Source organism: Brevibacillus sp. JB24b, from assembly GCF_051713385.1.
In the GTDB taxonomy this organism is placed as follows: Bacteria; Bacillota; Bacilli; order Brevibacillales; family Brevibacillaceae; genus Brevibacillus_B; species Brevibacillus_B laterosporus.
In genome coordinates, this window is sequence record NZ_JBNVQV010000001.1 from 1,182,203 (window position 1) to 1,209,096 (window position 26,894).

The following is a 26,894-nucleotide window of genomic DNA, read 5'->3' on the forward strand; positions in this document are numbered from 1 at the left end:
ATAGCTTCTGTTTTTTTCAACACTGAGAAATTGGCTTGTTTTAGTGCTTTTATAGAAATTATGGCAAACAGGTGAACAGGGAGAGTGCATTCCCATTCTTGCTTCATAAAAAGCATGTTGGTCGCTAGCTTGTCTTAGGTCGGTTCAGTATAATATACATGTATGTTTCCACTTATCTGAAAATAGCTACCTTCCGCATGAGAGGGGGATACGGATGGGTACCCATGAACAACATTTACTTTTACATGGCTATCAACCGAAGTTTGCGGAGTTATGGAATCCTGAATTTTTAGCTTTTGTTGTATTACTTGGTGTGGCATATTTCTTGTTAATTGGTCCATGGCGTAAGCGTTTTGTTAATGCAGAATCTGTCTCAGTAGGAAAGCAAATTACATTTATAACTGCTCTTCTTACTTTATATGTAGCTATGGGGAGTCCACTCTACTTTTACGGGCATGTGTCGTTTACCTTGCATATGACCCAGCAATCCTTGTTATTAATGATTTTCCCACCACTTTTTGTGCTGGGCTTACCAGCATGGTTTTTACGAGCAATCCTAGAACCAGCAGCTGTAAGAAAATGGTTTGATCATCTAACAAAACCGTTAATTTCCTTATTTATGTTTAATTTATTTTTCTCTGTTTATCATATTCCGCTTGTACTTGATTTCGTGATGCAGTACCATGGAGTTCATATTGCTTACAAGCTATTGTTATTGGTTACAGCCTTCATGATATGGTGGCATATTATCTGTCCACTTCCAGAGTTGCAACGGATTAAAAACGTCAAGCTAATGGGGTATATCTTTGCAGCAGGTGTGCTGATGACACCAGCCTGTGCGTTAATCATTTTTGCTTCCCAATTGGTATATGAATCTTATAGCTATGGACCTCAATTGTTTGCCATCCTGCCGATACTCGATGATCAGCAATTGGGTGGTGTCGTGATGAAGATGGTACAGGAAACAGCATATGGGGTTGGGCTATGGCATGTTTTTTCTAAATGGTACCGTGAGGAGAATCCGACGACGGGTATTGATGAAATTGATCCGCTCGAATCCTTTGAACCCATGGAACAGCGAAAAGAACTCACTATCGTTCCCACTAGTGGACAATTATAAAATTTCTAAAAAAGAATAAGAGGAAGTGATCGAGTGCTAACGTTGTTGCCTGCACTTAGTACAAGTTTTATTGCCATCAGTGCAATCCTTGTAGCAATCGGTTGGGTTCAAGTAGCCAAACGTAAATTTGAGGCTCATAAGAAAACGATGATTGTTGCATCCGTGTTTGCCTTAGCATTTTTCATTATTTATATGTCTCGAACGATTTTCGTGGGAAATATGAATTTTGGTGGACCGGATGAATTGCGCTTATATTACCAAATCTTTTTGATATTCCATATCACCTTGGCTACCACAGCAGCTGTTTTTGGATTAGTAACGCTATATTTAGGTTTTACCAAGCAATTTGCTAAGCACCGCAAGTGGGGACCAGTCACTTCTATCATCTGGTTCGGTACAGCGATTACTGGTATAGCTGTCTATTTCTTATTGTTTGTCATTTATCCAGGTGGAGAGACGTCTAGTTTACTCCGAACAATTTTGGGCTTTTAAGTAAGGAATTACATACACATCCAAAAGGTAAGCAATAAGCCTCCAATTTCACTTTCTAGTGTACTTGGAGGCTTATTTGGTATGTTTGTTCCACTATACACGATGTGGAACCAGATATATGGTACATCGACGAATTGTCTCTCTTTGTAATAGCTAATAGCTAGCGGGTACGAGCAAATGGATTAACTGGTGGAATGTAGTTAATTTCTTCATCAAAGGTAACATAATTGAGGTTTAGTGTCAGAAGCAAATAGCGCATACCTGTTTGAGGGTCGCTGATGATGATATGGTCTCGACCAGCGGTTTCTATGACCCCACGGAAAACCTTAGCATTCCATTCGCTGTTGTTTTCATAGGTCATGTAGAAGGTACCGACTTTTCCTCGATTGAAACGTAAAATATTTTCTACGTAGGATTCTTCGACCACAGGAAGGGGACCACCTGGAATCATGCTACCATTGGCATTAGGAGGCACGACTTGCTGGGGTTGTTGCTGGAATTGTTGTGCCGGACTTACCTGTGTAGTGGGTGCCTGCTGCTGTGGAGTAGGGTAATATGGATACATGTAGCATTGTGGATAGGCTGGAGTGCCGCAGGGCTCGCATCCTTGCTGAGCATAGGTATTATAATACATCTGATTTTTCTCTCCTCTTTAATAAACGTCAGGGCAATCTTGTACGGTTGGTGCAAAAAAACAATGTGCTTTAAAACGTCCGGTGTTTCGCTGGTTAAACCATGTAGGAGGGCAGCTTCCTTGAGGTCTAAAGAACCATAATCCATTACTTGCTGGATGTGTTCTCTCCCCATTTATTGCGCGCTTTGCCAAACGTTTCTCTGATTCTCTAGCCATTTGATAGAAATACGGTTTTTGAACGGATTCGTAACCTCCGGGACTTTGGTATACCATTTGAGGGATGGATCGTATGTTTTTAAAATCTAAGCAGTTGGCAAGAACGCGGTTTACAGAAACATTGCCAACCATTAACATTCCAAGATTCCCTTCTCCTTCAGCTTCTGCTCGCAGCAGCCTAGCCAGCATGTCAAGTTCTCTGGAGTTGTACTTAATAACGGCCATTCATTCACCTCCCCATCTTCTCTACTATCCCAATATATTGTGTTCTCACAGATAGGTGATTGTACGTTATAAAAAAACGGTTTTTTGCATTTTTAAGAAAAATCTATAAATAAAACAAAATGAATATTGTGTGGTAGGATACTTATGTGAAGGAAACAATCTTATCAATCAAGGGGGGGCAATATGAGCAATCTTTTGAGAAAAAAATCAGTTACTGACTTATTGGAACAAGGTCAGAAAAAATCATTAAACAAAACACTAACATCCTTTGACCTTTCTTTACTAGGCATTGGGGCAGTGCTAGGAACAGGTGTTATGGTACTTACAGGTATTGTAGCAGCTAGAGATGCTGGTCCTGCTGTTATTCTTTCGTTTATGATCGCTGCACTTGTTTGTGGTTTTGCTGCCTTTTGTTATTCAGAATTTGCTTCGACCATCCCGGTTTCTGGAAGCGCTTACACCTATACGTATGCAACACTAGGTGAATTTGTAGCGCATCTGATGGGATGGACACTATTATCCGTTTATTTTCTTACCACTTCAGCTGTAGCTGTTGGGTGGTCTGCTTATTTTAATAACCTACTGACTGGTTTTGGCTGGGGTTTACCTGAACAGTTGGTCAGCACGCCAATGAGTGGCGGAATCATTAATCTCCCTGCAGTTATCATTGTATTACTAATTACTTTTGTATTGTCTCGTGGAACAAGAGAAAGTAAGAAGTTTAACAACTTCATGGTATTAGTAAAGCTAGTTGTTATCTTACTGTTTATTGCTGTAGGTGTATTTTATGTTAAACCTGAAAATTGGAGTCCATTCATGCCATATGGCGTTGAAGGAGTTTTTGCTGGGGCAGCAGCTGTATTCTTTGCGTTCTTAGGCTTTGATGCAGTATCAACCTCTGCTGAAGAATGTAAGAACCCGCAAAAGGCATTGCCTGTGGGGATTATCTCATCACTTGTCGTTTGTACGATTCTTTATATTATTGTTTGTCTTATTATGACAGGTATTACCTCCTATAAGAATTTAAATGTACCTGAAGCAATGGCATTTGTCTTGGAACTTGTAGGTCAGGATACTATAGCGGGAATCGTTGCGGTAGGAGCAGTTATTGGTATTATGGCAGTAATTTTTGCCTATGTATTTGCTGGTACTCGTGTTATCTTTGCAATGAGTCGTGATGGTTTGCTTCCAAAACGATTCTCACGTGTTGATAAAGCGGAAACACCTGTATTTTCCACATGGCTAACAGGTATTATCAGCGGGGGAATTGCTGGATTTGTAGAAATTAAGGAACTATCTAATTTAGCAAATATCGGTGCATTACTTACGTTTGCAATGGTTGCGTTATCAGTTATCGTACTTCGTAAAACTCACCCGAATTTAGAGCGTGGCTTTAAGGTTCCATTAGTTCCGTTGCTACCTATCTTAACAATGGTTTTCTGTGGGTTCCTGATGTTTAACCTACCGGCATCAACTTGGATGTATTTTGCAATTTGGATTGCCATCGGAACAGTTGTCTATTTTGGTTACTCCAAGAAGCATAGCATTTTGGAGAGCATGGGATCTTCTGGTGGATCTAAGAAGAGAAGGTAATTGGTAGGTAAAATTATATGTTGCTTTCATCTAGTAAGAAAGAGTCACCAGTAGGGGATAGCTGGTGATTCTTTCTTTTTATATACTTCAAAACTATCAAACAACTTAGGCGAATGTGAATTTATAGATTTTTTGTAAGCGCTTTCATTTTCAAATCGTACATGTTACAATCAATGCGTGGATAAAGCTTCTACTTTGTAATAATCATCAGAACTGTTTGACACTATTAATGTTTAACTTACTGAGGAGGTCGAAACATGCGCATCGGTATTCCAAAGGAAATTAAAAACAACGAAAATCGAGTAGCTATGACACCAGCAGGAGCAATGAATTTGGTGAAGAATGGACATGAGATCTTCATCGAGACATTGGCAGGACTTGGCTCTGGTTTTACTGATGAACAATTTGTAGCAGCTGGGGCTAAAATCGTCCAGACTGCACAAGAAGCTTGGGGAATGGAGATGGTAATGAAAGTTAAGGAACCATTGCCTTCCGAATATCAATATTTCCGTGAAGGACTTATTCTATTCACATACTTACATTTAGCTCCAGAACCAGAATTAACGAAAGCGTTAGTAGATAATAAAGTTATAGGGATTGCTTATGAAACCGTTCAACTGAGCAATGGCTCACTACCTCTCTTGACACCTATGTCAGAAGTTGCTGGTCGCATGTCTACACAAATTGGTGCTCAGTTCCTTGAAAAACAGGAAGGCGGTAAAGGTATCCTTCTCGGCGGTGTGCCAGGGGTGCAACGTGGTAAAGTTACCATTGTTGGTGGGGGAGTAGCAGGTACTAATGCGGCGAAGATGGCGGTAGGTCTAGGTGCTGATGTTACCATTATTGACTTGAACCCTGATCGCTTACGCCAAATAGAAGATATTTTTGGTCATAGCGTAAAAACATTGATGTCTAATCCATTTAATATTGCACATGCTGTACAGGAATCTGACCTAGTTATTGGTGCTGTTCTAATTCCAGGAGCAAAGGCACCAAAATTGGTTACCGAAGAAATGGTTAAATCCATGCAACCAGGTTCCGTTCTAGTTGATATAGCAATTGACCAAGGCGGTATTTTTGAAACATCAGATCGGATTACTACTCATGATAACCCAACCTATGAAAAACATGGTGTTGTACATTATGCGGTAGCTAATATGCCTGGTGCGGTTCCACGTACATCTACATTTGCTTTGACAAACGTGACGGTTCCATATGCAGTACAAATCGCAAATAAAGGCTACCAAAAGGCATGCTTAGATAACCCTGCATTGCTAAAAGGTGTAAATACACTGAATGGGCATGTGACATATCAGGCGGTTGCACAAGCATTGGGCTATGAGTCTGTAGATGCGAAGGAATTGCTAGAAAATCAAAGCTAAAAGCATAGAGTAACAAAAAAAGGACTATCCAATATCTAAGAAGATGGATAGCCCTTTTTCTGTTGTGACACTCATAGTCCGAGAGATTGTTATTCTACTGTCGTAGTTTTAACAGACAAGCGATCTAGACCATGGGGTTCTACTTCGTAATAGGTAGGAACCTCAATGGTCTAGATAGTGATCTGAGCGTTTACTTTTTAGTAGCACGTCGTTTTCTTACTTGCATGAAGATAAGCCAACCTACGCCAAGTAGAACAGCTACAAGCAAAAGAGTAACATCCATATACTCATCAATTAGCATTTTTGCTTGTTTCCCATATAGATGGAAGATAAGACCGATGAGAAAAAATTTAAAACCTCGACCAATAACGGCATAAACCATTAGTTTTTTGAAAGAGAAGCCGAGTACACCAGATAGGATGGTGAATACTTTAAAGGGAATAGGCGTAAACGAGCCGATGATAATGGCAGCATCACCGTTTTTGGTCATTTGTTCTGTTGCTAGACCGATCCATTTTTCCGGGACAATTTTATTCATCAGCGGTTTACCAAACAGTTTTCCCAGAATAAATCCACAGGGTGCTCCAAGTAAAGAACCAATGAAAGCAAAAAGAGCATATTCAATAGCAAGTGAAGGCTCCAATAAACTCATTGCAATCTGTAAAAAGAAGGGGGGGAACGGCAAGATGATTGAATCTAGAAAGGAGAGTGTAAATAGTCCCCACGCTCCGTATTGCTGAAAAATTACATTGATTTGGTCAAGCATCGTAGTCTCCTTTATGTATAAAGTCGATTCTTTTTTGTAGTCAAGGATCGGACAAAATTTGTACTTAATCAGATGTATGGTCATCCAGTCTAGAATATGACAAGTCTGACCAATATTATAGCATGCTACAAGGTTATACGAACACTTGGATAAAAAGGATTCAGTTTTTTCTCATTCTACATAGATAGTTGACGTTCTCAAACTTCTCTACTACTATTAAGATAAAAATTTTGAGAATTCAGAGGGATTGTATATGAAAGATATTGGTTCTGGAGTCATAACCTTTTATTCACCAGATGGAAAGCGTCAAGACCTTAAAGGAGAGATTGTAGTTCGAGGTGATCGTGTCTCCGTAACTGAAATCATTCGCTTCAATGGTCAGCCAAATGGTGCCCGTGAAATTAATCTACCGTTAGCAAACTGTGTCATTTATTGGGAACCGGAAGTTTATGAAGAGATTGGCTATGAATAGCACTATACTTCTAGCATAGGCAGGAATTTGATTTTATGATAGGATGAAAGGTGGAATATGCACAGGATAGGAGGAATTCCTCTTGATTGATCATATATTGGACAAAGCTCTTCGTGGCGAGCGACTTCAATTAGAGGATGGTTTAGCCCTTTTTGCTTCTGATGAAATTGAGAAAATAGGTCATGCAGCGAATCAGATCATGCAAAAGTGGCATCCTGAACCGATCACGACCTTTGTCATCGGACGGAATATTAACTATTCCAATGTCTGTGATACCTATTGCCGTTTTTGCGCCTTTTATCGCCCGCCTGGTTCGAAGGAAGGCTATGTTCTTCCAAAAGAAACAATTTTCGAAAAGATTCAAGAAACAGTTGATGTGGGTGGAACAGAAATTTTAATGCAGGGTGGTACGAATCCTGAATTGAAACTGTCCTATTTTACGGATTTGTTACGTGAGATTAAACAGCGCTTTCCTGCCATCACGATGCACTCTTTATCTACAGCGGAAGTGGCTAAAATGGCTGAGGTTTCCGATGTTTCAATTGAAGAGGCATTGAGACAGCTAAAAGAAGCGGGGCTAGATTCTTTGCCAGGAGCAGGTGGAGAAATTCTGGATAATCGGACACGTAAAAAGATTTCACGTTTAAAAGGAACCTGGGAGCAGTGGGTGGATATCCAAAAAGCGGCCCACCGAGCAGGTCTGCCTGGCACGGCTACGATGGTTATCGGTTTTGGTGAAGAAATGGAAGAGCGAGTGTTGTCTTTAATGCGCATTCGTGATGCTCAAGATGAGACGAATGGATTTAAGGCTTTTATTGTTTGGACATTCCAACCTGATAATACCAACATGAAAGCTACGAAAAACACTCCAGAAGAGTACCTGAAAACATTGGCGATTAGCCGTTTGATGCTGGATAATATTCCTAACTTCCAATCCTCTTGGGTAACAATGGGACCTGAGATTGGTAAGCTATCCTTGTCTTATGGAGCCAATGATTTTGGTTCGACTATGATGGAAGAGAATGTTGTATCAGCAGCGAAATGTGCCTATAAGGTAAATACGAACAAAATCTTAGAATTAATTCGTGAAGCAGGAAAGATCCCAGCTCAGCGTAATACCGCCTATGAAACGCTACATGTGTTTCAGGAGGGGGAATGGGCACGGACGGATTTTGTTATGCAAAATTAATAAGTGTAGATGAATATAACGAAGCTGGTTATTGATGGTTAGTCGTCTACTTGATTGATAGAAAATGATAGAGAAAACCCGTCTTTTACAGGACGGGTTTTTTGTTTTGTATGAAGATTGTATGACGTTTTAAAGCGTTTTCATGCTAGGAATATTCATATTTTTCATTCATTTATCTCGTAGATTAGAATAAACAAAATCGTTCTCCAGATTGTCAAAAAAAGCCCCGCTTTTTAACCTAATTTAACATAAAAATGGAAATAAAAGGTCTTGATTATTTAGTTAGGAATGTTAGAATGATGGCGTAATGATATTTGTGTTTTTTTTCACATGCGTGTGGAGAAAAAGGGAGGAGAAAGAAAATGAAAAAACTTTCACTTATGATGGCAAGTGTATTAGCGGTTTCTATGCTAGCAGGATGCGGTGCTGCTTCACAACCTGCTCCTGAAAAGAAAACAGAAACAGCTACCCCAGCTAATGCAACGGACAAAAAAATGGCGGATGGCGTGTATTATGCTCAACAAAAAAATGCTGATGCTGATTGGAACTCCGCTGTTGTCCTAGATGTAAAAGATGGAAAAATTACGAATGTGAACTGGACTGGGATCAGTAAGGATGCGGGACCGGATAAAAAAACATTTTCTAAAGATGGCAAATATGGCATGAAGGAAAAAGCAAAAGCCCAAGCTGAGTGGCATGAGCAGGCAGAAAAAGTAGAAAAATTCTTGATAGAAAAACAAGACCCAGCTGCTATTACAATGGATAACGAGGGCAAAACAGATGCAGTTTCCGGTGTATCTATTAAGGTGAATGATTTTGCTGCTTTGGTAACGGAAGCATTAGCTGCAGGTCCACAACAACCTGGTCCTTATAAAGACGGCGCATACCATGCAGAACAGCCAGAATTTGAAAAAGATTGGAAATATACTGCTGACTTTACTGTGTTAAATGGCAAAATTGTTGCTGCCAATTGGAATGCGATCAATGAAAAAGGTGAGGCAGACAAGAAAACGCAGTCTAAAGAAGGCAAGTATGGCATGAAAGAAAAAGCAAAAGCCCAGGCTGAATGGCATGAGCAAGCAGCAAAAGTAGAACAAGCCCTAATTGAAAAACAAGACCCGGCTGCTATTACAGTGGATAACGAGGGCAAAACAGATGCAGTTTCTGGCGTTTCCATTAAGGTGAACGATTTCGTGAAATTGGCTGAAGAGGCTCTAAAAGACGCGAAAAAGTAAGGTAATTATACAAAAGGGGATTACCATTGCAGGTAAACTCGTCAAAGGGTAATTATCTATGGAAATGAGAGGACATGTTATGAAAAAAATAATTGTACTAGGCGGAGGTTACGGTGGTGTTTTGACGGCGAAAAAGCTGGCAAACAAATTTAAAAAAGATACTGACGTACAAATCACATTAATAGACCGTAAGCCATTCCATACTCTCCTAACCGAATTACATGAAGTAGCTGCTAATCGCGTAGAAGAGGACTCCATAAAAGTTGACCTGAAAAAGATTTTTGCAAAACGTAACGTGGATGTGGTGCTTGATGAAATTTCCACAATCGACTTTGCCAGCAAAAAATTAGTGTCCGAGAACAGCACCTACGAATATGATTACCTAGTAATGGGAACAGGCTGTAAGCCATCCTTCTTTGGAATCCCTGGTGCAGAGGAGAATGCGTTTTCCCTTTGGTCCTTTGAAGATGCTGTTAACCTACGTGAGCAAATTCGCAGTATGTTTATTAAAGCTTCAAAAGAAACCAACAAGCAAAAGCGTCAGGATATGTTGAGCTTCGTGGTAGTAGGTGCTGGTTTTACAGGAATTGAGATGGTAGGGGAATTGGCGGAATTCCGTGATGAATTGTGCAAAACCTACGCAATAGAGCCATCTGAAGTACAATTACACGTTGCTGATATGGCGCCAAAAATCTTACCCATTCTGCCTGATAAGCTAATTCAGAAGGCAGAGAGACATTTACATAAATTAAACATCAACATTATTACAAACAGTAAAATTACTGGTGTTTCCCCAGACGGAGTTGAATTGGGCGAGAGAGGATTGCTTCGTTCTAAAACAGTTGTCTGGACAGCAGGTGTAGAAGGTTCTGACCTATTAGAAAATGTTGAATTAGAACAAAAGGGTCGCAAGCGTATCGTGGTTAACGATAAGCTACAGAGCCCTGAGCATAACAATGTATATGTTGTAGGGGATAACATTTTCTTTATTCCAGAAGGTGAAGAGCGCCCTGTACCACAAATGGTTGAGAATGCTGAGCATTCAGCTCCAATCGTTGCCCATAACATCTATGTAGATGTGAAAGGTGGTACGCACAAGTCCTACAAGCCAACGTTCCATGGCTGTATGGTATGTATCGGTAGCCGCTATGGTGTAGCTAGTGTAGGCGTGCCAGGGAAAATGTTCTTAATGAGCGGTTTCATGGCGATGTTTGTTAAGCACTTTATCAACATGGTATATCTCGTTCAAATCTGTGGATTTAATAAAGTTTGGTCTTATCTCATGTATGAAATTTTCCATGTTAATAATAGACGCAGTTTCTTAGGTGGACATTTTAGCAAGAGATCACCTAATTTCTGGTTGGTACCTTTACGTGTTTTAGTCGGCTCTATGTGGTTGTCAGAGGGTTTAGCGAAAATGGATAAAGTGTTAAAGGACCCAACCAATATTTTCTTAATACCGCCATCTCCAAAAGCGGTTGACGGAATTACGTCTGCTTCACAAGCCGTACAAGATGTAGCGCAAACCGTAGACACTTCTTCGGCAGCTTCAGCTGTTGCTACAGCGAAGGAAGCGGTACAAGCACTTCCAGTCCCTGGTTTTATTGATAGCATGGTAAAAGGTTCAATGGATATGTTCTTCTACAATGCAGATGGAAGCTATACAGCATTGGCCTCTGTGTTCCAAACGATGATGGTTTTTGCTGAAGTTATATTTGGTGTATTGTTGATCATCGGGCTATTTACAGCTGTCTCTTCCATCGCTACAGTTGGTATGGGTCTGATGATCTGGTCTTCCGGTATGGCTCCATATGAGATGCTTTGGTACCTTGGAGGAGGTATTGCTCTCATTGGTGGTTCTGGAAGCACATTGGGTCTGGACTACTATGTATTACCACAATTAAAAAAAGTGTGGAAAAAAATCCCGTTCGTCAAACGTTGGTATTTATACGTGGACTAATTGTATAACAAGATAGCTAGAACATGGAATGGGGGAATGTGCTGTGAATTGTACATTCCCCTTCTTTCCACATAAAGGCTATGAAATAGAAATGTATAGAAAGAAGAGCGTGAGTAGGGGATGAGAGAGATGAATGGAATTCGGGAATCATTGCAGAAGCTAGAGAAGCAAATGTCACCACAAGCTTGTATCACGCTTGACGTAGATAGGCGGCTGTTGGAGGAGATGAGACATCTGCTTGATTCATTTGAGCTTTCATCTGCACGCAAAGAACATATATTTGGGTGCTATGTCCTGTTGCAGGCTGCTTTTCGTAAGCATAAAAAGCTGACATTCGAAAATCCTTTTTTGACAAAGGATATTTTAGATGGTGATTATCTGCAAAGCTTTTATTATGAATATGCATGTAAGCATGGAGAAAAGGAATTAGTGAATTTTTTGGCTCCTATTTTAAAGCAAATTCAAATTCGTTTAATTCAAGGAAAATCAATAGAACGTATTCTCTTTCAACGTATAGAAAAATTTCTGGCAAAAACAGACCAGCAGGTGACTTATGAAGTTAGCTGACCAGGTACACATTGACCTAGACATTATTGATAAAGAGATGTTACGTATTGTTCGTACGGATATGAGTTTACCGATGCTATCAACAATTGCTAGTAATATACGTCATATGATTTTAGCAGGGGGGAAACGACTACGCCCGATGATGGTAATGGTCGGTAGCCGATTTGGCAGAATGGCAGACCCAAAAAAAGTATTACAAATGGCGGCTGTAACAGAATTTATACATGTTGCTTCTTTAATACATGATGATGTGATTGATCAAGCGGATACTCGACGTGGAAAACCAACATTGCATGTGCTTAGTGACATACCCACAGCTATCCATACGGCTAATTATATGATGGCGAGAGTGGCTGAGTTGTTAAGCAAAATGGAGGATGACAGAAATCCATATCGGGAAGAGATTACAGGTCTATTAACCTCGCGACTTTGTTTAGGTGAATATCAGCAGATGGCAAACCGGTTTAATTTTGATTTATCAATGGATACCTATTTAAGCAAAACGCGTAATAAAACAGCTGTATTGATGTCAACCTGTTTAGAAGTCGGAGCAAAGCTAGGACGCGCGACCCCAGAGCTAACGGCTAAATTGGCGCAATTCGGAGATTATTTGGGTATGGCCTTTCAGATTCGTGATGATGTGCTAGATTTTACAGGGACATCAGAAGCGCTAGGAAAGCCAGCAGGTAGCGATTTAGCTAACGGTAATATTACGTTACCAGTTATGTATGCGTTGCAGGATGAGCGTCTGAGCGTGTCCGTGCGCCAGATACATGAGTATTCTACACCCAGAGAAATTCAAAGTGTGGTGCAGCTAATTCGCAATAGCGATATTTTAGATAGAGCAGACCAACTAGCAGAGGAGTATTTGCAAAACGCGATGAAAATTGTCGAGGAATTAACTGAGTTTCCAGCACATAAGGATTTGGGTGTGCTTATTACGTATTTTGGGAAACGAAAAATGTGAAGACTAAAAATATAATTGAGCTACTATTAACGAATGTAGTTAATTTATTAGGTTGCGAGGTTCAGATAACAATACGATTATCCATGGCTGATTCTTTTCTAGGTAATGTGAGGTTTGGTAAGACTTCATTATTGCTGTGAATCATCTATGGTTTTTTTGTTGCTACTGACCATTAGATCAGGGAAAGTTGTTCGTGTTATAAAGCGATATTATCCTGAGGCTTTAAATAGAGAGGAGATAGGAGAGGTAGGGGAGTAGAGAACAGTTACAAGTAAAAAATCTCCGGGGATCAGTGAGTTTTTCTCTTTCCTACCCGTACATTTGAAAAGAGTATCACAATTCCCCTGAGAGTTTTCGATAGATTAGCTCATTAAGAAGAAATCAACTAAGGTACAGGTCAAAATAACCATACTAATCACTTGATTCAGCTTATAGGAGGCCACTTTCATTAAGCTTCGATTAGCAGGCTTGATCATTTTATGTTCTGCTAGAAGCAACACGGTTGAGATTGTTAATCCAACTAGGTAAACGAAGCCCAGATCCTGATAGAAATATAGGAATAACAGCAACAGAATCATGATGAAGTGTAAGCCTCGTGCGATCCAAAGCGCCATTTGCAGTCCAAAATAACTGGGGATAGACCATAGTCCTTCCTTGCGATCAAATTCAATATCTTGTGTAGCATAAATGATGTCAAAGCCAGCAATCCATAGCATCACAATAGTTCCAAGTACAAATGGTACAAATGCAATCTCTCCGGTTACAGCAAACCAGGCTCCAATGGGAGCAGAAGCGATAGTAAAGCCTAAATACAAGTGGCTCAACCACGTAAAGCGTTTCGTATAAGAATAAGAAGAGATCAGCAAAATTGCTACTGGCGACAGGATCAGACACAACGGATTTAACATATAGGAAGCAAAAATAAAGACTGTATAGTTTATGATAATAAAAGCAACGACTTCTTTTTCATGTAACAAGCGTTGTGGTAGATGGCGATTGCTTGTTCGTGGATTTTTGCCATCAAATTCTCGATCCACGAGACGATTAAAGGCATTAGCACCATTACGAGCTGCTACTAATGCCACCAATGACCAGATTAGTACATGAGAGGAAGCAAGTCCCCCGGCCGCCCAAACCATTGCAATGATGGCAAAGGGGAGCGAGAACAATGTGTGGGAAAACATAACGAGTTCCCCGAACATGCGGGTTTTATGAAGGATCGTTTTCAAAACCATACTCCCTCCATTTCGCATCGACCATGCTCTTAACCTCATCAGACATCTCTATATCGTCGGGCCATTCACGTGTATGACCCTCACTTGGCCATTTCTTAGTAGCGTCGATACCAAGTCGGTGACCAAAGTAAGCGGTCGGAGAAGAGTGATCCAACGCATCCAGAGGGCCTTCGGTTATGACAAGGTCTCTTTTCGGATCAATATTGTTAAATACTTTCCACATTACTTTCGAAACGTCGTGAGGACTCACGTTTTCATCTACAATAATAATCATTTTGGTATACATCATCTGTCCCATGCCCCACAAACCGTACATGACCTTTTGAGCGTGTTTTGGAAAGGCTTTTTTTATGGAAACAATGGCACAGTTATGGAACACTCCCTCAAATGGTAAATGCATATCTACGATTTCTGGTAGCATCAGTTTCATTAGTGGCAAAAAAACACGCTCTGTAGCTTTTCCAATATAGCAATCTTCCATTGGTGGTTGACCTACAATTGTGGTGGGATAGATCGGCGACGTACGGCGTGTCATCTTCTCTACATGGAAGACTGGGTACATGTCAGCTAGCGAATAGTAGCCTGTGTGATCGCCAAAGGGACCTTCCAAACGCAATTCATCTAATTCCACATAGCCTTCCAAAATAAATTCAGCCTCAGCAGGAACATATAATTCATTTGTTACGCATTTCACAACCTCGATCGGTTTCTTACGTAGATAGCCAGCAAACAGCATTTCATCAATCATTTTTGGCAAAGGAGCCGTGGCAGAATAGATTAATGACGGGTCACCACCGAGTGCGACTGATACAGGCATGCGTTTATATCCTAATTTCCGATATTTTTCGTAGATTTCCTTACCGTCCTTGTGCAAATGCCAATGCATGCCTGTCGTTTTTTTATCGTAAACTTGAAGACGGTACATCCCCATATTTTGTTGTCCTGTTTCAGGATCTTTGGTGATCACCAATGGCAGGGTAACGAATGGACCCGCATCCTTTGGCCAGCAATGCAGTACAGGAAGCTGTGTTAAATCAGGTTCTTCTATGACCTCCTGGCAGGGAGCAGATGCTACTTTTTTGGGAAAAATCTTGGATAGCTTGTATAGGTCTGGGGCCATTTTAAGCTGATTCCATAAGCCTTTATAATTCGCTAAATCCATAAAATTTTGCATTTCTTCTGCGACTTGATCGTAGTCCTGTACACCTAAAGCCATGCTCATGCGTTTATCTGTCCCCATGCTATTAATGAGCACTGGATAGGGGGAATTTTTTACGTTGGTGAACAACAAAGCCTTACCATATTGTTTGGAAATACGATCAGTAATCTCCGTAATTTCTAAATAACTGTCCACTTCAATATCAATTGTGTGAAGTTCACCCTGATCCTGTAGGTCTTTCATAAACGCTCGTAAATTATCGTATGCCACAGTATGCTCCTCCTGCAAGTCGGATATTAGAGTAGTTGTTTGAAAGTGTCTGCTAGTGCCTCCAGCATGTTTGTTAGATCTTGCCGTGTGATGACGAGCGGGGGCTGGAAGGCGATTACGTTGCGATTAACACCATTCTTTCCAATGATAAAACCACGATCTTTCATTTCTTCTAAAATGGTATCAACAAGAGGAACTGCTTTCTCGGGCTCATTCGCATAAAGCTCCATACCGATCATCAAGCCAAGACCGCGCACATCCGAAATAGCTGGATAAATGGCCTGAAGTGAAAGCAATCCTTCTTTTAGCTGCTTACCGAGCTGTTCTGCACGAGCTGTTAGTTGTTCGCTCTCAATATAGGAGAGGACAGCGAGAGCCGTCATAGACGAAACCGGATTACCTCCAAGTGTAGAAGCAGAAGGGCGGTTATAATGTGTAGCAATTTCGTCAGTTGTAGCAAAAGCGGCAATTGGCACGCCATTACCTAATGCTTTTGCCATAGTCATGATATCTGGAACAATGCCGTAATGATCAATAGCAAACATTTTCCCTGTACGTCCAAACCCAGTCTGAATCTCATCTGCGATCAATAGGACATGATGCTGCTCTAATAGCTTCTTTGCCTCTTTGAAGTAAGAGAGTGGTGCAGGAACAATACCACCATTGCCTTGCATTGGTTCTACTATCATGGCAGCGATGCGATCGCCTTTTTCCTCAAGTACTTTTCGCAGGGCTGATAGGGAGCGTTCTACTGCTTCTTGTTCATTCAAGTCAGGGTTGTAAGGACGTGGAATGAAACTGACCCCTTCTTCTAAATAGTTGTCAGAACGCCACATTGGAATGCCTGTTACGCTCATGGTCAAGAAGGTTCGACCATGTAAACCATATTCAAACGCGATAAATTCCTTTTTACCAGTAGCAAGACGAGCAAGCGTCAAGGCAGCTTCATTTGCTTCCGAACCACTATTTACAAAGAAGGTTCGTTTCAAATTTCCAGGCAGTACATCAGCCATTTTTTCAGCCAATTGCACATTTGGTTCTGTTAAATAGATTGTGCAAGTATGTTGCAGCGTTTCCAATTGCTTGATCGTTGCCGCTGTAATCGCTCGATTGCAATGCCCGCATGCTACTACGGATACGCCAGAGAAAAAGTCTGTATACGCTTTACCGGTGCTGTCATACAAATATTGCATATCACCTCGCACAAGCTGTGGAGGGTTTTTATAGAAATGAGCTGTGCACGGATAAAAATATTCTTTGCGCTTATCTAAAATGCCAGTTGGCCCTAAGTAAGAAGTCATATCTACCTTGCTCCTCTTAAAAAATAGTTTAGTCAAAGGATAATGTGCCCAGAGTATACCCTGCATGGACAGGAACTGCCTTCTCATAAAGCTCTATAGAACGTTCAGGCTCTTGCAGGGCTTCCTGATACATACGGATAATGGTTCGTAATTGCTCAGTCGTATAGGTAGCTCCCTCAATACGGAAGTGGCTAACACCAACAGCCAGCAAGTCTTTTACTAATGGTAGGAGACAAAGCTCCTTCGCTGTGGTCAAATGATTTCGTCCAAATTGATCGCAATACACAGGATTTTCGCCTTTATCCGTTAATAAAACTAGATATTTGTTATCCACATACTTGTTATCTTCTTCGGCGATGGGTTCCATCACACGGGTATTTGCATACAGGTCGTGCTCCAGGTACATCACAACAGGAGAGCCATGTACTAATACTTCAGTAGGTAATGGAGAATGCTGAATGAACTCAACTAGATTTTTCTGCTTCAGCTCCACGGATGCGAAAGCGCGTGTCATCCCGAATTGTTGATAGAGCTCAATTGCTTTGTGGTTATACAAGTTTAGTGATAAATCTCCAATCATTGGCAGTCCATATTGCTTAAATTTGTACATAGCTCCAATATTCGTAGCTATCAGCCCGTCTATTTCTACGTCCAATGTAGATAAGAAATGATTGTATTGATCAAATTGCAACCCAAACATCATGCGTGGCATCCCCAAGTAAATCCTGCTGTCTCCTTTCATGGCTACAAGGTGTTTTATCTGTTCCTTGGTAAATGGCAGATCAGGTAAGAATACATCGCCGGCTAAATAGATGTGTTCCACTCCCTCTGCGATCGCCAGTTCAGCTTGCTCCTGATTATTAACTCGTACACATAGCTCACCTTTTGTTTTAGCGCTAGAAGTGTGCTGATGTTCTTGGAAAGTGTTTTGTAAGTCTTCTATACGTTGTTTACGTATATCGCGTTCTTCTGTTGGTGTACTAAAGACTTTACCTGTACTATAAAATTTACCCGTACCCTCGTAACGTCGATTAATATAGTCAAGTCCAGGCTTACCAAAGGCATATCCTGTACTAAAGTCGCGTTTACGATTTTCCAATAAGGCTTGTCGATCTTTACAACGATCAAACCCGATAGGATCTTGCATATAACGGTCAATTGCATCACCGTAGCTATTGATCAGCGTAACTAGGAATTCTTTGTCACGCATACGACCTTCAATTTTAAATGAGGTAATTCCAGACTCAATTAACTCTGGAATATGCTCGTACATGTACATATCCTTAGCTGCTAGAGGATATTCGGTTGGGAAGACATACCCGTCCTTCTTCACGCGATAGTCCCAACGGCAAGGTTTCATACACCGTCCACGGTTACTGCTGTTACCAAATAACATCGAGCTATATAAGCAGTTCGCACCGTGTACCGTGCACATGTCACCATGAACAAAGTATTCAAACTCCATCTTAGTCAAGGCTTGTAGCTGTTTTGCTGTTTGTAGATCCATTTCACGAGATGCAACTACACGTGTTACACCCAATGTTTGTAAGGCTTCAATCATTTCTAAATTGTGCACGTTCATCATGACAGAGGAGTGAAGAGGTACTGTTAGTTTTTGCTCTTGAATCAATGGGAAAATCGCCATGTCCTGAACAATGAGAGCATCTGGACGAATGCTATCTAAAAAGCGTAGGTAGGTTTTCGCTTCTTCCACATCGGCTTCGTCAAATAAATTATTTACCGTAATATAAACTCGCTTGCCTTTTTCATGAGCGATTTGGATGGCTTGCTCCAATTCCTCATGTGTCAGGTTATAGTCTTTACGCATCATCCGCATATTAAGAACGGGCCCACCGCAATATATCGCATCGCAATTGGTCTCTACGATAGTTGTAAAAATCTCAAATGTTCCAGCAGGTGCTAATAATTCAATTTCTTTTTCATTAAAATATCGAGCCATAGGTAAGACCTCCACAATCATTTAAAATGAATCCTACAAGGATATTTATTGCAAGCAACAAACCTAAAAAGATCGAATCATTGCGTTTCCACTTCAACGTTTCATACGGAGTTCGAGGTGCGCCTAGTACATAGCCACGAGCTTCCATGGAATATACCAGATCTTCCGCTCGGCGAAATGCGCTTACGGTTACTGGAACTAACAGTGACAACAGCATTTTGCCTTTTTCACGCCAGGGTAAGTCAGCCAAATCGGCACCACGTGAAGCTTGGGCTTTCGTGATTTTCTGCGTTTCTTCAAAAATAGTTGGAATGAAACGTAGGGAAATGCTGATCATTAGCCCTAGTTTTTCAGGTGCGATGCCAGTAAAACGGAATGGCTGTAAAATTCCTTCTACCCCTTTTGCTAGCGATAAAGGCTTGGTTGTAAAGGTTAACAAAGAGGTGAATGAGAGTAATAGGATCATGCGCCAAGCTGTTAAACAGGCAAGGCGTACTCCTTCTGAATAAAAAGTAAATGGGCCAATGGATAGCAAGGAGTGCCCTTCATTTATAAAGAAAAGCTGAAACAGAAATAAGAATAGAATAAGAAAACGTAATGGTTTAACGGCTTTCACGAAGAAAGAAAAAGGGATTCGACTACTCGCCATGATGCCCGTAGCAACTAAAAAGACAACAACGCATGCAAGTAAGGAATGGGTCAACATAATTAAAAGAACAAACAGGAACATCCCAAGTAATTTGGAACGCGGGTCTAAGTGATGCAACCAGCTATTTGTGTCAATGTAGCGTCCAAACATCACTTTGTTTAACATGGGTGATCACCTGCCTGCTGTTTCTCGGATTCGTTCAGATGTATTTTCAGTTCTCCGAGATATCTGGCCCAGCCCTGTACAGATTGATCTGTAGGAAGAGGGAGAGTGGGAAATCTCCGACGAAAAGCCTGTTGGAATCGAAGCTGAGCGGGGACAGTAATCCCGAGTGTAGCCCAAATATCTCTTTGCTCACTCAGCTCATGTACTCCACCTTGAAAGGCAACCTTACCTTTCTGCATAATGACCACCTGATCGCAGTAAGGCAGGACTTCCTCCAACCGATGAGTTACCATGAGAACTGTCTTTTGTTCCTGTTTACACAAATGATGTAAAAGCTGTAGAAGCTCGTGCCGGCTTTTACAATCCAAGGTAGCGGTTGGTTCATCTAACACGAGGATGTCTGGGTCCATAGCGAGTATTGAAGCGATTGCTACTTTGCGCATTTGACCACCACTTAATTGAAAAGGGTTCTTATCTAAAAGGTCTGCATCTAATTTCACTTGTTGTAGAGCTTTGATGGCTAATTCTTTCGCTTGCGCGGGTGAAGCACCATAGTTTTTCGGACCAAACGCAATCTCATGCTCCACCGTATCAGCAAACATTTGATGCTCTGGAAATTGAAAAATAAGTCCAACCCGCTTTCGAAGCTGGCGAATCCCCTTTTTTGAATGGTGAGGTGTGATGACATGATCGAGAACATGAACTTGACCCTTTGTGGGTAATAAAATGCCATTCATATGCTGTAATAAGGTTGATTTTCCACAGCCGCTTGGCCCGATAATGGCTGTAAACGAGCCTGTAGTAAACCCTACATTGATATTGTCTAAAGCAGTTTCTTGAAACAAATGGCCAAATTGATACGAGTAGGTTACTTCTTGAAAGTGAATCGCCATAAGTCCTCCATCAAATCTTGTTCGTCTGAATGAACAGGTATTTCTGGATGTAAATCATGAACCATCTGACTAACTGCCAATGTAAAAGGCAGATGAAGATGGCAAGCAGCAACCCAATCTGGACGGGAAAACAGTTCAGATGGAGTAGTATCAGCCAGTAATTTACCTTCAGATAGAGCTATCACTCGATCAGCCGCTAAGATTTCTTCTGAATCATGGGTAATGGACAAGCTTGTGTAAGCGCCTTCCAAATGTAACCCATCAATTAGTTTTCCTATCTCGTTTTTCGCTGTTTCATCAAGCATGGAGGTTGCCTCGTCAAAAATGATGATACTTGGCTGCATGGCGAGTACGGAGGCGATTGCCACTCGTTGTTTTTGTCCCCCAGACAGTTCATCAGGATGTTTATGTAAAAAATTCGTAATATGTAATTTTGCAGCATAGTGGATCAATCTATCATGCATGACAGATCGTTCCAAACACATATTTTCAAGACCAAACAGGATATCATCAGCAACGGTTGTTCCAACAAATTGATTTTCAGGATTTTGAAAAACCATGCCAATCTGCTTGCGGATAATCGGCAAGCTGACATCAGACAGCACTTGACCTGCCACGCAAATTTCTCCTTGTGTATGTCGAAGCAGACCATTCAACAATTTAACTAGAGTGGATTTTCCGCACCCATTGTGACCTACGATGGCGATGCGTTCCCCTTGATTAATCTCAAAAGAAATATCCGTGAGAAGAGGGGGCTGATTTGGAAATTGAAAAGAGACCGAATCAAGCTGAATCAATGGTCGCTGAGACATCGCCTTCACCTGCTTTCTAAGTACTTGGGCTTAGTCGACTGGAACGAAAGGTTGAAATAAAGTCATCTTGGATAGAGAACGTACAAGATAACGTACCGCAATGCCAATAAAGATTCCGGTAAGAATTCCTGTTATCAGCAAGGCTGGTAGATAGTAAAAAATTTTGCTTGTCTGAAAAATAAGTACAGCTGCAGTTAATTGCCCAATGTTATGTGCTACGCCACCTAGAATACTAATCCCGATTAAACTAAAGGATTTTCCGGTTAGCTTCATTAGTCCGAACATAACGATGAAACTAAACAAAGCGCCAAAAAAACTAAATAAAAAACTGGAGAACGTACCTAAAATCATGGCTGTTAGCAGGGTTTTTAAGATGACAAGGGTAAAGGCGTCCTTACCAGATAAAAAATATAGGCAGGCTAGTACCATGATGTTGGCTAGTCCAAGCTTGGCCCCAGGCAATTGCAAGTTAATGGGAAGAGTTGATTCGATTAATCCAAGTACCACAGATACGGCAGCAAAGATGGCGATAATCACTACTTTTTTTAATACCTGTGATTGCGTTTCCAGCTGTGAAGAATTATTGGGCAAGGCCATCTACGTCAGCTCCTTCGTCTGAAACGATTTCCACCAATACGCGATGAGGCAAGCAAACGATGGTTTGACTAGGATCGGTGATAAACCCAAAGGATAGACAAACCTTATCGTCGCAATCAGCTTCAACCATTTCTATGCCATAGTCATGTACCTTGAGGATATTTTGGCCATGCTCGGTATCAACCTTGATTGTTTGTTCTTCTTTGGTAAGTTCAATGGTCTTGTATAATTGGTTATTAACGGTAATTTTTGCTACTTTATGGACATTGTGCAAATTTTCACTTGTATCTGCACTATAGTAACGAGGCACAAGAAAAGCCAGAGCCACGACGAGCACAATGCCAATTAAAATAAAATCTGCTCGTTTCATGTTTTTTTCTCCTGTTATCATTTTTTCTGATTTACAAATAATGCAATGTCAATACGTATTATACACGATCTAAAATATGGAGGTGTGACGCTCTTCCTTTCCAAAATATTTTTCTAGTGGTATAATGCGCCACGTTCACTTTTGTCCGAAAGTCTATGCCTACAAGGGTGGTTTTTTGGATAAGAGCGGGTAAAACTCCCGTTGTGACCTTATTTTTGGCCTGAGACGGGAAAAAAACAGCGGAGGACTGGCAACATGAAACACAAATTTTCGCTTCTGTTTTTTTTGCTATTGAGTCTCATATTAAATGGCTGTGTCTCCAAAACTCATGAAGAAAGTGTGAAAACGGCGATCCAACCACAGTCTGAAAGCTTCTTTATCTATGACACGATTGTGACCGTACGTGTATATGATGACCGAATGACAGACAAGCATTTTAAAGAGCTGGAAGCACGTATGAAAGAAATTGAATCCCATTTAAGTCGTACCTTGCAAGGCAGTGAGGTCTATCGAATCAATGAACAAGCGGGCAAGCAAGCGGTGCCTGTATCTCGAGAAACGTATGAAGTAATCAAAAAATCGATACAATTTGCAGAGTTATCAGAAGGTCAGTTTGACCCTGCGATCGGTCCATTAGTGAGCTTATGGAATATTGGGCACGATAATGCTAAGGTACCTTCCGAAGAAAAACTTACAGAAGCCTTACAGGTGATTGATTACCATCAAATTGTCTTAGATGATGCTAAAAGAACGGTGTTTTTGAAGCAGCCAAACATGGCGATTGATTTAGGTGGGATAGGCAAAGGATATGCTGCTGACCAAATTGCTGTCTATTTAACAGAAAAAGGCTTTACTAGTGCCATTATTGATTTAGGTGGAAATATATTGGCACTAGGTAAGAAACCGAATGGAAATGACTGGATTATTGGTATTCAAGATCCAGATCGTAACCGTGGTAATCAATTAGGAAAGCTGAAAGTTACAAATAAGACAGTAGTTACATCAGGTATTTATGAGCGCTATTTTGAGGAAAATGGTAAGCTTTATCATCATATATTAAATCCAGCTACAGGATATCCTGTGGAAAATAATTTGTTTAGTGTAAGCATCATTACGAATGAATCGGCTGATGCGGATGCACTGTCTACAACCGGATTCGCATTAGGGCTTGAAAAAGGCATGCCTTTTATGGAAAGCCTGCCAAATGTAGAGGCGATCTTTATCACAAAAGACAAAAATGTTTATATTACCAGTGGCTTGAAAGGTAATTGGGAATTGACCAATGAACAATATAAGATGGCTAACTAAACAAAGCCTGAGACTGTCCTGAGTAACAAAAATAAAATAAATGCAGTTTGCTAGCACCCTTTTTACCCGATAAAACCGTCAGATGAACGTAGCGTTCGTTTGATGGTTTTTCCAATGGTTTAAAAGTATATCGCCAAGGCTTGGGCATATACTGATTGTATAAACGGGTGGGGGTGAACCACGTGCAAACAGTATCCGTATTCCTACAAACAACAAATCAACATTACATTGAGCGGTTCTGCCATATTCTCCAAAGCATGCAGGAGAAGATAGACACATCCCCTGTTCGCATCGAATGCCGAGTAGAGGAGCATGAATGTCATACGCAATTTCGCTTTGTTAGTTGGTCACGGGAAGAGTATACCTGTGAGACTTTGGAATATATGGCTTCCTTTGTTGCTTTACTGGTTACTGAATGGACTGTGCAGGTTATGGAAGTAGAGTTGTTGCGCACCTTTTTAAAGCGAAAAGAACGAGGGGCGCTTATTCATAAGTTTGACGAAATCTATCCTTATATTCAATTTGTGTTTCATGAGTTAGATGAAGTGCGTGAAAATATGAATCGTTCAACACGCAAAGCGGCAATTTACGAACAGGTTTTTCAATATCTGGAGGATGAACCGCACCTATATTTGGAAGGTTTTGTGAAATTCCGCTTGAAAAACTACCGTATCTTGTTGGACAAGGCCTTTGAAATGGGGTTACAGCAATATCAACAGGACAAGGAATATCAAGAGTTTGTCGAATTACTGCGCTTCTTTGTATCGAAACAGGAGCATCGTTATCCACTTGTTCATGTCGTGTTGCGAGAGACGCAAGAATTTATCATGTACGATCAAGACGATGCCAAAATAGACCTGAGTCAATTAGACACCATTTTGGGATTTAGACCGGATCGACAAGAGGATTATATTATGAGTGCATTAATTGCGCTTGCACCGGAAAAGATTGTTATTCATGGGGTGGAAGATAGTAACGTCTTGATGCAGACTATGCGAGCTGTATTTGGAGATCGTGTATTAGCGTGTGTGAGTTGTGCTCATTGTTTAACGACTCCTGGAAATCTTGACTTCCAATTCTCCAGTCACTATAATACATAAGTAATAAGAGTCAAATACAGTGAGAAGGACAAGAATCTTGTTTTAGCGTTATAGAGAGGAGAGCCCTGGCTGAAAGCTCACCACGCAGCGAACAATGATTTACCACCTTCGAGTAGCGACTGGGAACGGCGTTTTGCCTAGTATCGGTCAGCCGGTGTGAAACCGTTATCGTTTACGTAGAGGGATTTATCCTAAGCAACAGCGGATAAGTCTGAACTAGGGTGGTACCACGAGAAAATAGCGCTCGTCCCTTTTGGGATTGAGCGTTTTTTTATTTTTCACAGGCCCAAGTTTACTTGGGTGATGATACACATAGGGAAGGGAAGTTATGAAAATGGCGCAAGTAAAAGTAACTCTGCCAGACGGCTCTATTCGTGAATACGAAGCGGGCGTAACAATTGAAGATATCGCAGGTTCCATTAGCACCAGCTTGAAGAAAAAAGCGGTAGCAGGAAAAGTAAATGGAAAAGTTGTAGATGTAACCACACCTATTCATGAAGATACAAACGTGGAAATAGTAACGCTAGATACAAAAGACGGCTTGGAAGTATACCGTCACAGTACAGCTCATTTGCTAGCTCAGGCAGTGAAACGCGTATTTGGAAACGATGTTAAATTGGGCATTGGTCCTGTTATTGAAGACGGTTTTTACTACGACATGGATATTCCTGTTAGCTTAACACCTGAAGATCTAATCAAATTGGAAGCTGAAATGAACAAGATCATCAAGGAAAACCTGAAGATCGAGCGTAAAGAAGTAAGTCGTGAAGAAGCATTACGCATCTTTGGTGAATTAAACGACCATTTGAAGCTAGAATTAATTCGTGACTTACCAGAGGGTTCCATCATCACGATGTACCATCAGGGCGAATTCTTTGACCTATGCCGTGGACCTCATTTGCCTTCCACTGGAGTAATTAAAGCATTCAAATTGATGAGTGTGGCAGGTGCTTACTGGCGTGGTAACTCTGATAACCAAGTATTACAACGCGTATATGGCACAGCGTTCCCGAAAAAAGCAGATATGGATGAACACTTGCACTTCTTAGAAGAAGCGAAAAAACGTGACCATCGTAAATTGGGAAAAGAACTAAGCTTGTACATGTTCTCTGAAGAAGCGCCAGGTATGCCTTTCTATCTACCAAACGGTATGACGATCCGCAACGAACTGGAGCAATTCTCTCGTCGTTTGCAAGACTTAGCTCTATACGAGGAAGTTCGTACACCATTCATGATGAACCAACGTCTGTGGGAGCAATCCGGTCACTGGGATCACTACCATGAGAATATGTATTTCTCTGAAGTAGACAATACAACTTTTGCTCTTAAACCGATGAACTGTCCAGGGCACATGCTGATTTATAAAAACGAGATGCATTCTTATCGCGATCTACCAATTCGCTATTCCGAATTTGGACAGGTGCATCGTCATGAGTTCTCTGGAGCATTAAATGGTATGTTACGTGTTCGTACGTTCTGTCAGGATGATGCACACGTCTTCGTGCGTCCTGATCAAATTGAGGCAGAAATCAAAGGTATGATCCAACTTATTGATAAAATCTACAGCGTATTTGGCTTTAAATACAGTGTAGAGCTATCTACTCGTCCAGAGGATTCCATGGGTTCTGATGAACTGTGGGATATCGCAGAAAGCTCTTTGAAAAACGTATTAGATGAGCTAGGAATGGAATATGAAATCAATGAAGGCGATGGAGCATTCTATGGTCCTAAAATTGACTTCCAAATTACAGATGCTCTGAAGCGTAGTCACCAATGCGGAACGATTCAGCTAGACTTCCAATTACCTGAAAAGTTCGATCTAAGCTACATTGGTCAAGATAATGAGAAGCATCGTCCGGTTGTCTTGCACCGTGCTATGTATGGTTCACTTGATCGCTTTATCGGTATCCTGGTAGAGCACTATGGTGGAGCGTTCCCAACTTGGCTAGCACCAATGCAAGCTCGTTTGATGACGATTAATGAAGTGCATGTTCCTTATGCAGAGGAAGTACGCAAGCAATTGCTACAAGCAGGTATTCGTGTCGAATTAGATTCTCGTAACGAAAAAATTGGTTACAAAATTCGCGAAGCCCAAATGCAAAAAATCCCTTACATGCTGGTTATCGGGGAAAAAGAGATGGAAGAAGGAGCTCTATCCGTACGTAAACGTGGAGAAGGCGATCTAGGTAGTAAGCCGGTTGCTGAGGTATTGGCTCACCTTCAAAACGAGATTTTAGAAAGAAAATAAGATACAAAG

Annotated in this window: 25 protein-coding genes and 1 other annotated feature; of the genes, 13 read left to right on the plus strand and 12 right to left on the minus strand. The window is 41.0% G+C overall.

The features are described 5' to 3' along the window. The first annotated feature begins 214 nt into the window (after positions 1–214). Positions 215–1,120 carry a cytochrome c oxidase assembly protein gene (locus ACQV1I_RS05890; RefSeq protein ID WP_094700554.1) on the plus strand — a complete coding sequence of 302 codons (906 nt, stop codon included), beginning with the start codon at positions 215–217 and terminating at the stop codon, positions 1,118–1,120. 33 nt (positions 1,121–1,153) lie between these two features. Further along, positions 1,154–1,612 carry a DUF420 domain-containing protein gene (locus ACQV1I_RS05895; protein WP_094700553.1) on the plus strand — a complete coding sequence of 153 codons (459 nt, stop codon included), beginning with the start codon at positions 1,154–1,156 and terminating at the stop codon, positions 1,610–1,612. Between the two features lie 160 nt (positions 1,613–1,772). On the opposite strand, the gene gerQ is transcribed toward ACQV1I_RS05895, so the two are convergent. Beyond that, positions 1,773–2,246 (minus strand): spore coat protein GerQ, encoded by a 474-nt coding sequence (gene gerQ, locus ACQV1I_RS05900; protein WP_094700552.1) that lies wholly within the window; start codon positions 2,244–2,246, stop codon positions 1,773–1,775. 18 nt (positions 2,247–2,264) lie between these two features. Further along, complete coding sequence (locus ACQV1I_RS05905; protein ID WP_094700551.1) at positions 2,265–2,687, minus strand: cell wall hydrolase; 423 nt, start codon at positions 2,685–2,687, stop codon at positions 2,265–2,267. A 183-nt stretch (positions 2,688–2,870) separates the two neighbouring features. Here ACQV1I_RS05905 and ACQV1I_RS05910 point away from each other — a divergent pair, with 183 nt between their 5' ends. After that, positions 2,871–4,280 (plus strand): amino acid permease, encoded by a 1,410-nt coding sequence (locus tag ACQV1I_RS05910; RefSeq protein WP_094700550.1) that lies wholly within the window; start codon positions 2,871–2,873, stop codon positions 4,278–4,280. A 257-nt stretch (positions 4,281–4,537) separates the two neighbouring features. After that, positions 4,538–5,662, plus strand: a complete 1,125-nt coding sequence (gene ald / locus ACQV1I_RS05915) for an alanine dehydrogenase (RefSeq protein ID WP_094700549.1) — start codon at positions 4,538–4,540, stop codon at positions 5,660–5,662. Between the two features lie 190 nt (positions 5,663–5,852). Here ald and ACQV1I_RS05920 read toward each other — a convergent pair whose 3' ends face one another. Next, entirely contained in the window at positions 5,853–6,428 is a 576-nt protein-coding gene (locus ACQV1I_RS05920) for a YqaA family protein (RefSeq protein WP_094700548.1), read from the minus strand. Between the two features lie 253 nt (positions 6,429–6,681). On the opposite strand from ACQV1I_RS05920, the gene ACQV1I_RS05925 reads away from it, so the two are divergent. The 6 genes from ACQV1I_RS05925 to ACQV1I_RS05950 all read left to right on the plus strand — a co-directional run bounded on the left by ACQV1I_RS05925 (position 6,682) and on the right by ACQV1I_RS05950 (position 12,818). Next, a complete protein-coding gene (locus ACQV1I_RS05925; protein WP_018671347.1) occupies positions 6,682–6,900 on the plus strand; it encodes a hypothetical protein in 219 nt (72 codons plus the stop codon). Between the two features lie 82 nt (positions 6,901–6,982). Further along, positions 6,983–8,089, plus strand: coding sequence for a cyclic dehypoxanthinyl futalosine synthase (mqnC, locus tag ACQV1I_RS05930; protein ID WP_116333090.1), 1,107 nt, complete (start codon positions 6,983–6,985; stop codon positions 8,087–8,089). Positions 8,090–8,451: 362 nt separating this feature from the next. After that, on the plus strand, positions 8,452–9,324 hold the full coding sequence (locus ACQV1I_RS05935) for a hypothetical protein (protein WP_018671345.1): 873 nt from the start codon (positions 8,452–8,454) through the stop codon (positions 9,322–9,324). Between the two features lie 79 nt (positions 9,325–9,403). Next, positions 9,404–11,284 carry an FAD-dependent oxidoreductase gene (locus tag ACQV1I_RS05940; RefSeq protein WP_116333091.1) on the plus strand — a complete coding sequence of 627 codons (1,881 nt, stop codon included), beginning with the start codon at positions 9,404–9,406 and terminating at the stop codon, positions 11,282–11,284. A gap of 129 nt (positions 11,285–11,413) precedes the next feature. Further along, a complete protein-coding gene (locus tag ACQV1I_RS05945) occupies positions 11,414–11,851 on the plus strand; it encodes a hypothetical protein (protein ID WP_018671343.1) in 438 nt (145 codons plus the stop codon). Next, positions 11,838–12,818: a polyprenyl synthetase family protein gene (locus tag ACQV1I_RS05950; RefSeq protein WP_116333092.1), complete on the plus strand. Its 981-nt coding sequence runs from the start codon at positions 11,838–11,840 to the stop codon at positions 12,816–12,818. The genes ACQV1I_RS05945 and ACQV1I_RS05950 overlap by 14 nt, the downstream gene beginning before the upstream one ends. A 362-nt stretch (positions 12,819–13,180) precedes the next feature. On the opposite strand, the gene ACQV1I_RS05955 is transcribed toward ACQV1I_RS05950, so the two are convergent. From ACQV1I_RS05955 to ACQV1I_RS05995, 9 genes are read right to left on the minus strand one after another with little or no spacing between them, the layout of a single operon-like run. Beyond that, positions 13,181–14,053, minus strand: coding sequence for a UbiA-like polyprenyltransferase (locus ACQV1I_RS05955; RefSeq protein WP_116333093.1), 873 nt, complete (start codon positions 14,051–14,053; stop codon positions 13,181–13,183). Continuing rightward, entirely contained in the window at positions 14,028–15,482 is a 1,455-nt protein-coding gene (locus tag ACQV1I_RS05960; RefSeq protein WP_116333094.1) for a menaquinone biosynthesis decarboxylase, read from the minus strand. Before ACQV1I_RS05960 ends, ACQV1I_RS05955 begins: the two co-directional genes overlap by 26 nt. A 26-nt stretch (positions 15,483–15,508) precedes the next feature. Continuing rightward, positions 15,509–16,783, minus strand: coding sequence for an aspartate aminotransferase family protein (locus ACQV1I_RS05965; RefSeq protein WP_116333095.1), 1,275 nt, complete (start codon positions 16,781–16,783; stop codon positions 15,509–15,511). A gap of 28 nt (positions 16,784–16,811) precedes the next feature. After that, positions 16,812–18,743, minus strand: a complete 1,932-nt coding sequence (locus ACQV1I_RS05970; RefSeq protein WP_116333096.1) for a peptidase U32 family protein — start codon at positions 18,741–18,743, stop codon at positions 16,812–16,814. Further along, positions 18,727–19,557, minus strand: a complete 831-nt coding sequence (locus ACQV1I_RS05975; RefSeq protein ID WP_094700539.1) for an energy-coupling factor transporter transmembrane component T family protein — start codon at positions 19,555–19,557, stop codon at positions 18,727–18,729. The genes ACQV1I_RS05970 and ACQV1I_RS05975 overlap by 17 nt, the downstream gene beginning before the upstream one ends. After that, positions 19,551–20,450 carry an ATP-binding cassette domain-containing protein gene (locus tag ACQV1I_RS05980; protein WP_094700538.1) on the minus strand — a complete coding sequence of 300 codons (900 nt, stop codon included), beginning with the start codon at positions 20,448–20,450 and terminating at the stop codon, positions 19,551–19,553. Before ACQV1I_RS05980 ends, ACQV1I_RS05975 begins: the two co-directional genes overlap by 7 nt. Then, the gene (locus ACQV1I_RS05985; protein WP_116333097.1) at positions 20,426–21,262 is read right to left on the minus strand and encodes an ATP-binding cassette domain-containing protein; all 837 of its coding nucleotides are present in this window, start codon (positions 21,260–21,262) and stop codon (positions 20,426–20,428) included. The genes ACQV1I_RS05980 and ACQV1I_RS05985 overlap by 25 nt, the downstream gene beginning before the upstream one ends. A gap of 30 nt (positions 21,263–21,292) precedes the next feature. Further along, positions 21,293–21,859, minus strand: a complete 567-nt coding sequence (locus ACQV1I_RS05990; RefSeq protein WP_094700536.1) for a Gx transporter family protein — start codon at positions 21,857–21,859, stop codon at positions 21,293–21,295. After that, positions 21,843–22,229 (minus strand): NusG domain II-containing protein, encoded by a 387-nt coding sequence (locus ACQV1I_RS05995; RefSeq protein WP_018671332.1) that lies wholly within the window; start codon positions 22,227–22,229, stop codon positions 21,843–21,845. Before ACQV1I_RS05995 ends, ACQV1I_RS05990 begins: the two co-directional genes overlap by 17 nt. Before the next feature lie 255 nt (positions 22,230–22,484). Between ACQV1I_RS05995 and ACQV1I_RS06000 the strand changes: the two genes are divergently transcribed. From ACQV1I_RS06000 to thrS, 3 genes are all read left to right on the plus strand, one after another. Continuing rightward, the gene (locus ACQV1I_RS06000; protein ID WP_116333098.1) at positions 22,485–23,537 is read left to right on the plus strand and encodes an FAD:protein FMN transferase; all 1,053 of its coding nucleotides are present in this window, start codon (positions 22,485–22,487) and stop codon (positions 23,535–23,537) included. Positions 23,538–23,719: 182 nt separating this feature from the next. After that, positions 23,720–24,637, plus strand: a complete 918-nt coding sequence (gene ytxC / locus ACQV1I_RS06005) for a putative sporulation protein YtxC (protein WP_116333099.1) — start codon at positions 23,720–23,722, stop codon at positions 24,635–24,637. 10 nt (positions 24,638–24,647) lie between these two features. Continuing rightward, positions 24,648–24,892: a binding site (T-box leader), on the plus strand. A 79-nt stretch (positions 24,893–24,971) separates the two neighbouring features. Further along, a complete protein-coding gene (thrS, locus tag ACQV1I_RS06010; RefSeq protein ID WP_116333271.1) occupies positions 24,972–26,885 on the plus strand; it encodes a threonine--tRNA ligase in 1,914 nt (637 codons plus the stop codon). The last annotated feature ends 9 nt before the right edge of the window (positions 26,886–26,894 follow it).

Coding starts and splice junctions, on each gene's coding strand:
- ACQV1I_RS05890 (WP_094700554.1), top strand. CDS start 215: ATGGGTACCCATGAACAACATTTACTTTTACATGGCTATCAACCGAAG.
- gerQ (WP_094700552.1), bottom strand. CDS start 2,246: ATGTATTATAATACCTATGCTCAGCAAGGATGCGAGCCCTGCGGCACT.
- ACQV1I_RS05905 (WP_094700551.1), bottom strand. CDS start 2,687: ATGGCCGTTATTAAGTACAACTCCAGAGAACTTGACATGCTGGCTAGG.
- ACQV1I_RS05910 (WP_094700550.1), top strand. CDS start 2,871: ATGAGCAATCTTTTGAGAAAAAAATCAGTTACTGACTTATTGGAACAA.
- ald (WP_094700549.1), top strand. CDS start 4,538: ATGCGCATCGGTATTCCAAAGGAAATTAAAAACAACGAAAATCGAGTA.
- ACQV1I_RS05920 (WP_094700548.1), bottom strand. CDS start 6,428: ATGCTTGACCAAATCAATGTAATTTTTCAGCAATACGGAGCGTGGGGA.
- ACQV1I_RS05925 (WP_018671347.1), top strand. CDS start 6,682: ATGAAAGATATTGGTTCTGGAGTCATAACCTTTTATTCACCAGATGGA.
- ACQV1I_RS05935 (WP_018671345.1), top strand. CDS start 8,452: ATGAAAAAACTTTCACTTATGATGGCAAGTGTATTAGCGGTTTCTATG.
- ACQV1I_RS05940 (WP_116333091.1), top strand. CDS start 9,404: ATGAAAAAAATAATTGTACTAGGCGGAGGTTACGGTGGTGTTTTGACG.
- ACQV1I_RS05945 (WP_018671343.1), top strand. CDS start 11,414: ATGAATGGAATTCGGGAATCATTGCAGAAGCTAGAGAAGCAAATGTCA.
- ACQV1I_RS05950 (WP_116333092.1), top strand. CDS start 11,838: ATGAAGTTAGCTGACCAGGTACACATTGACCTAGACATTATTGATAAA.
- ACQV1I_RS05955 (WP_116333093.1), bottom strand. CDS start 14,053: ATGGTTTTGAAAACGATCCTTCATAAAACCCGCATGTTCGGGGAACTC.
- ACQV1I_RS05965 (WP_116333095.1), bottom strand. CDS start 16,783: ATGACTTCTTACTTAGGGCCAACTGGCATTTTAGATAAGCGCAAAGAA.
- ACQV1I_RS05970 (WP_116333096.1), bottom strand. CDS start 18,743: ATGGCTCGATATTTTAATGAAAAAGAAATTGAATTATTAGCACCTGCT.
- ACQV1I_RS05975 (WP_094700539.1), bottom strand. CDS start 19,557: ATGTTAAACAAAGTGATGTTTGGACGCTACATTGACACAAATAGCTGG.
- ACQV1I_RS05980 (WP_094700538.1), bottom strand. CDS start 20,450: ATGGCGATTCACTTTCAAGAAGTAACCTACTCGTATCAATTTGGCCAT.
- ACQV1I_RS05985 (WP_116333097.1), bottom strand. CDS start 21,262: ATGTCTCAGCGACCATTGATTCAGCTTGATTCGGTCTCTTTTCAATTT.
- ACQV1I_RS05990 (WP_094700536.1), bottom strand. CDS start 21,859: ATGGCCTTGCCCAATAATTCTTCACAGCTGGAAACGCAATCACAGGTA.
- ACQV1I_RS05995 (WP_018671332.1), bottom strand. CDS start 22,229: ATGAAACGAGCAGATTTTATTTTAATTGGCATTGTGCTCGTCGTGGCT.
- ACQV1I_RS06000 (WP_116333098.1), top strand. CDS start 22,485: ATGAAACACAAATTTTCGCTTCTGTTTTTTTTGCTATTGAGTCTCATA.
- thrS (WP_116333271.1), top strand. CDS start 24,972: ATGGCGCAAGTAAAAGTAACTCTGCCAGACGGCTCTATTCGTGAATAC.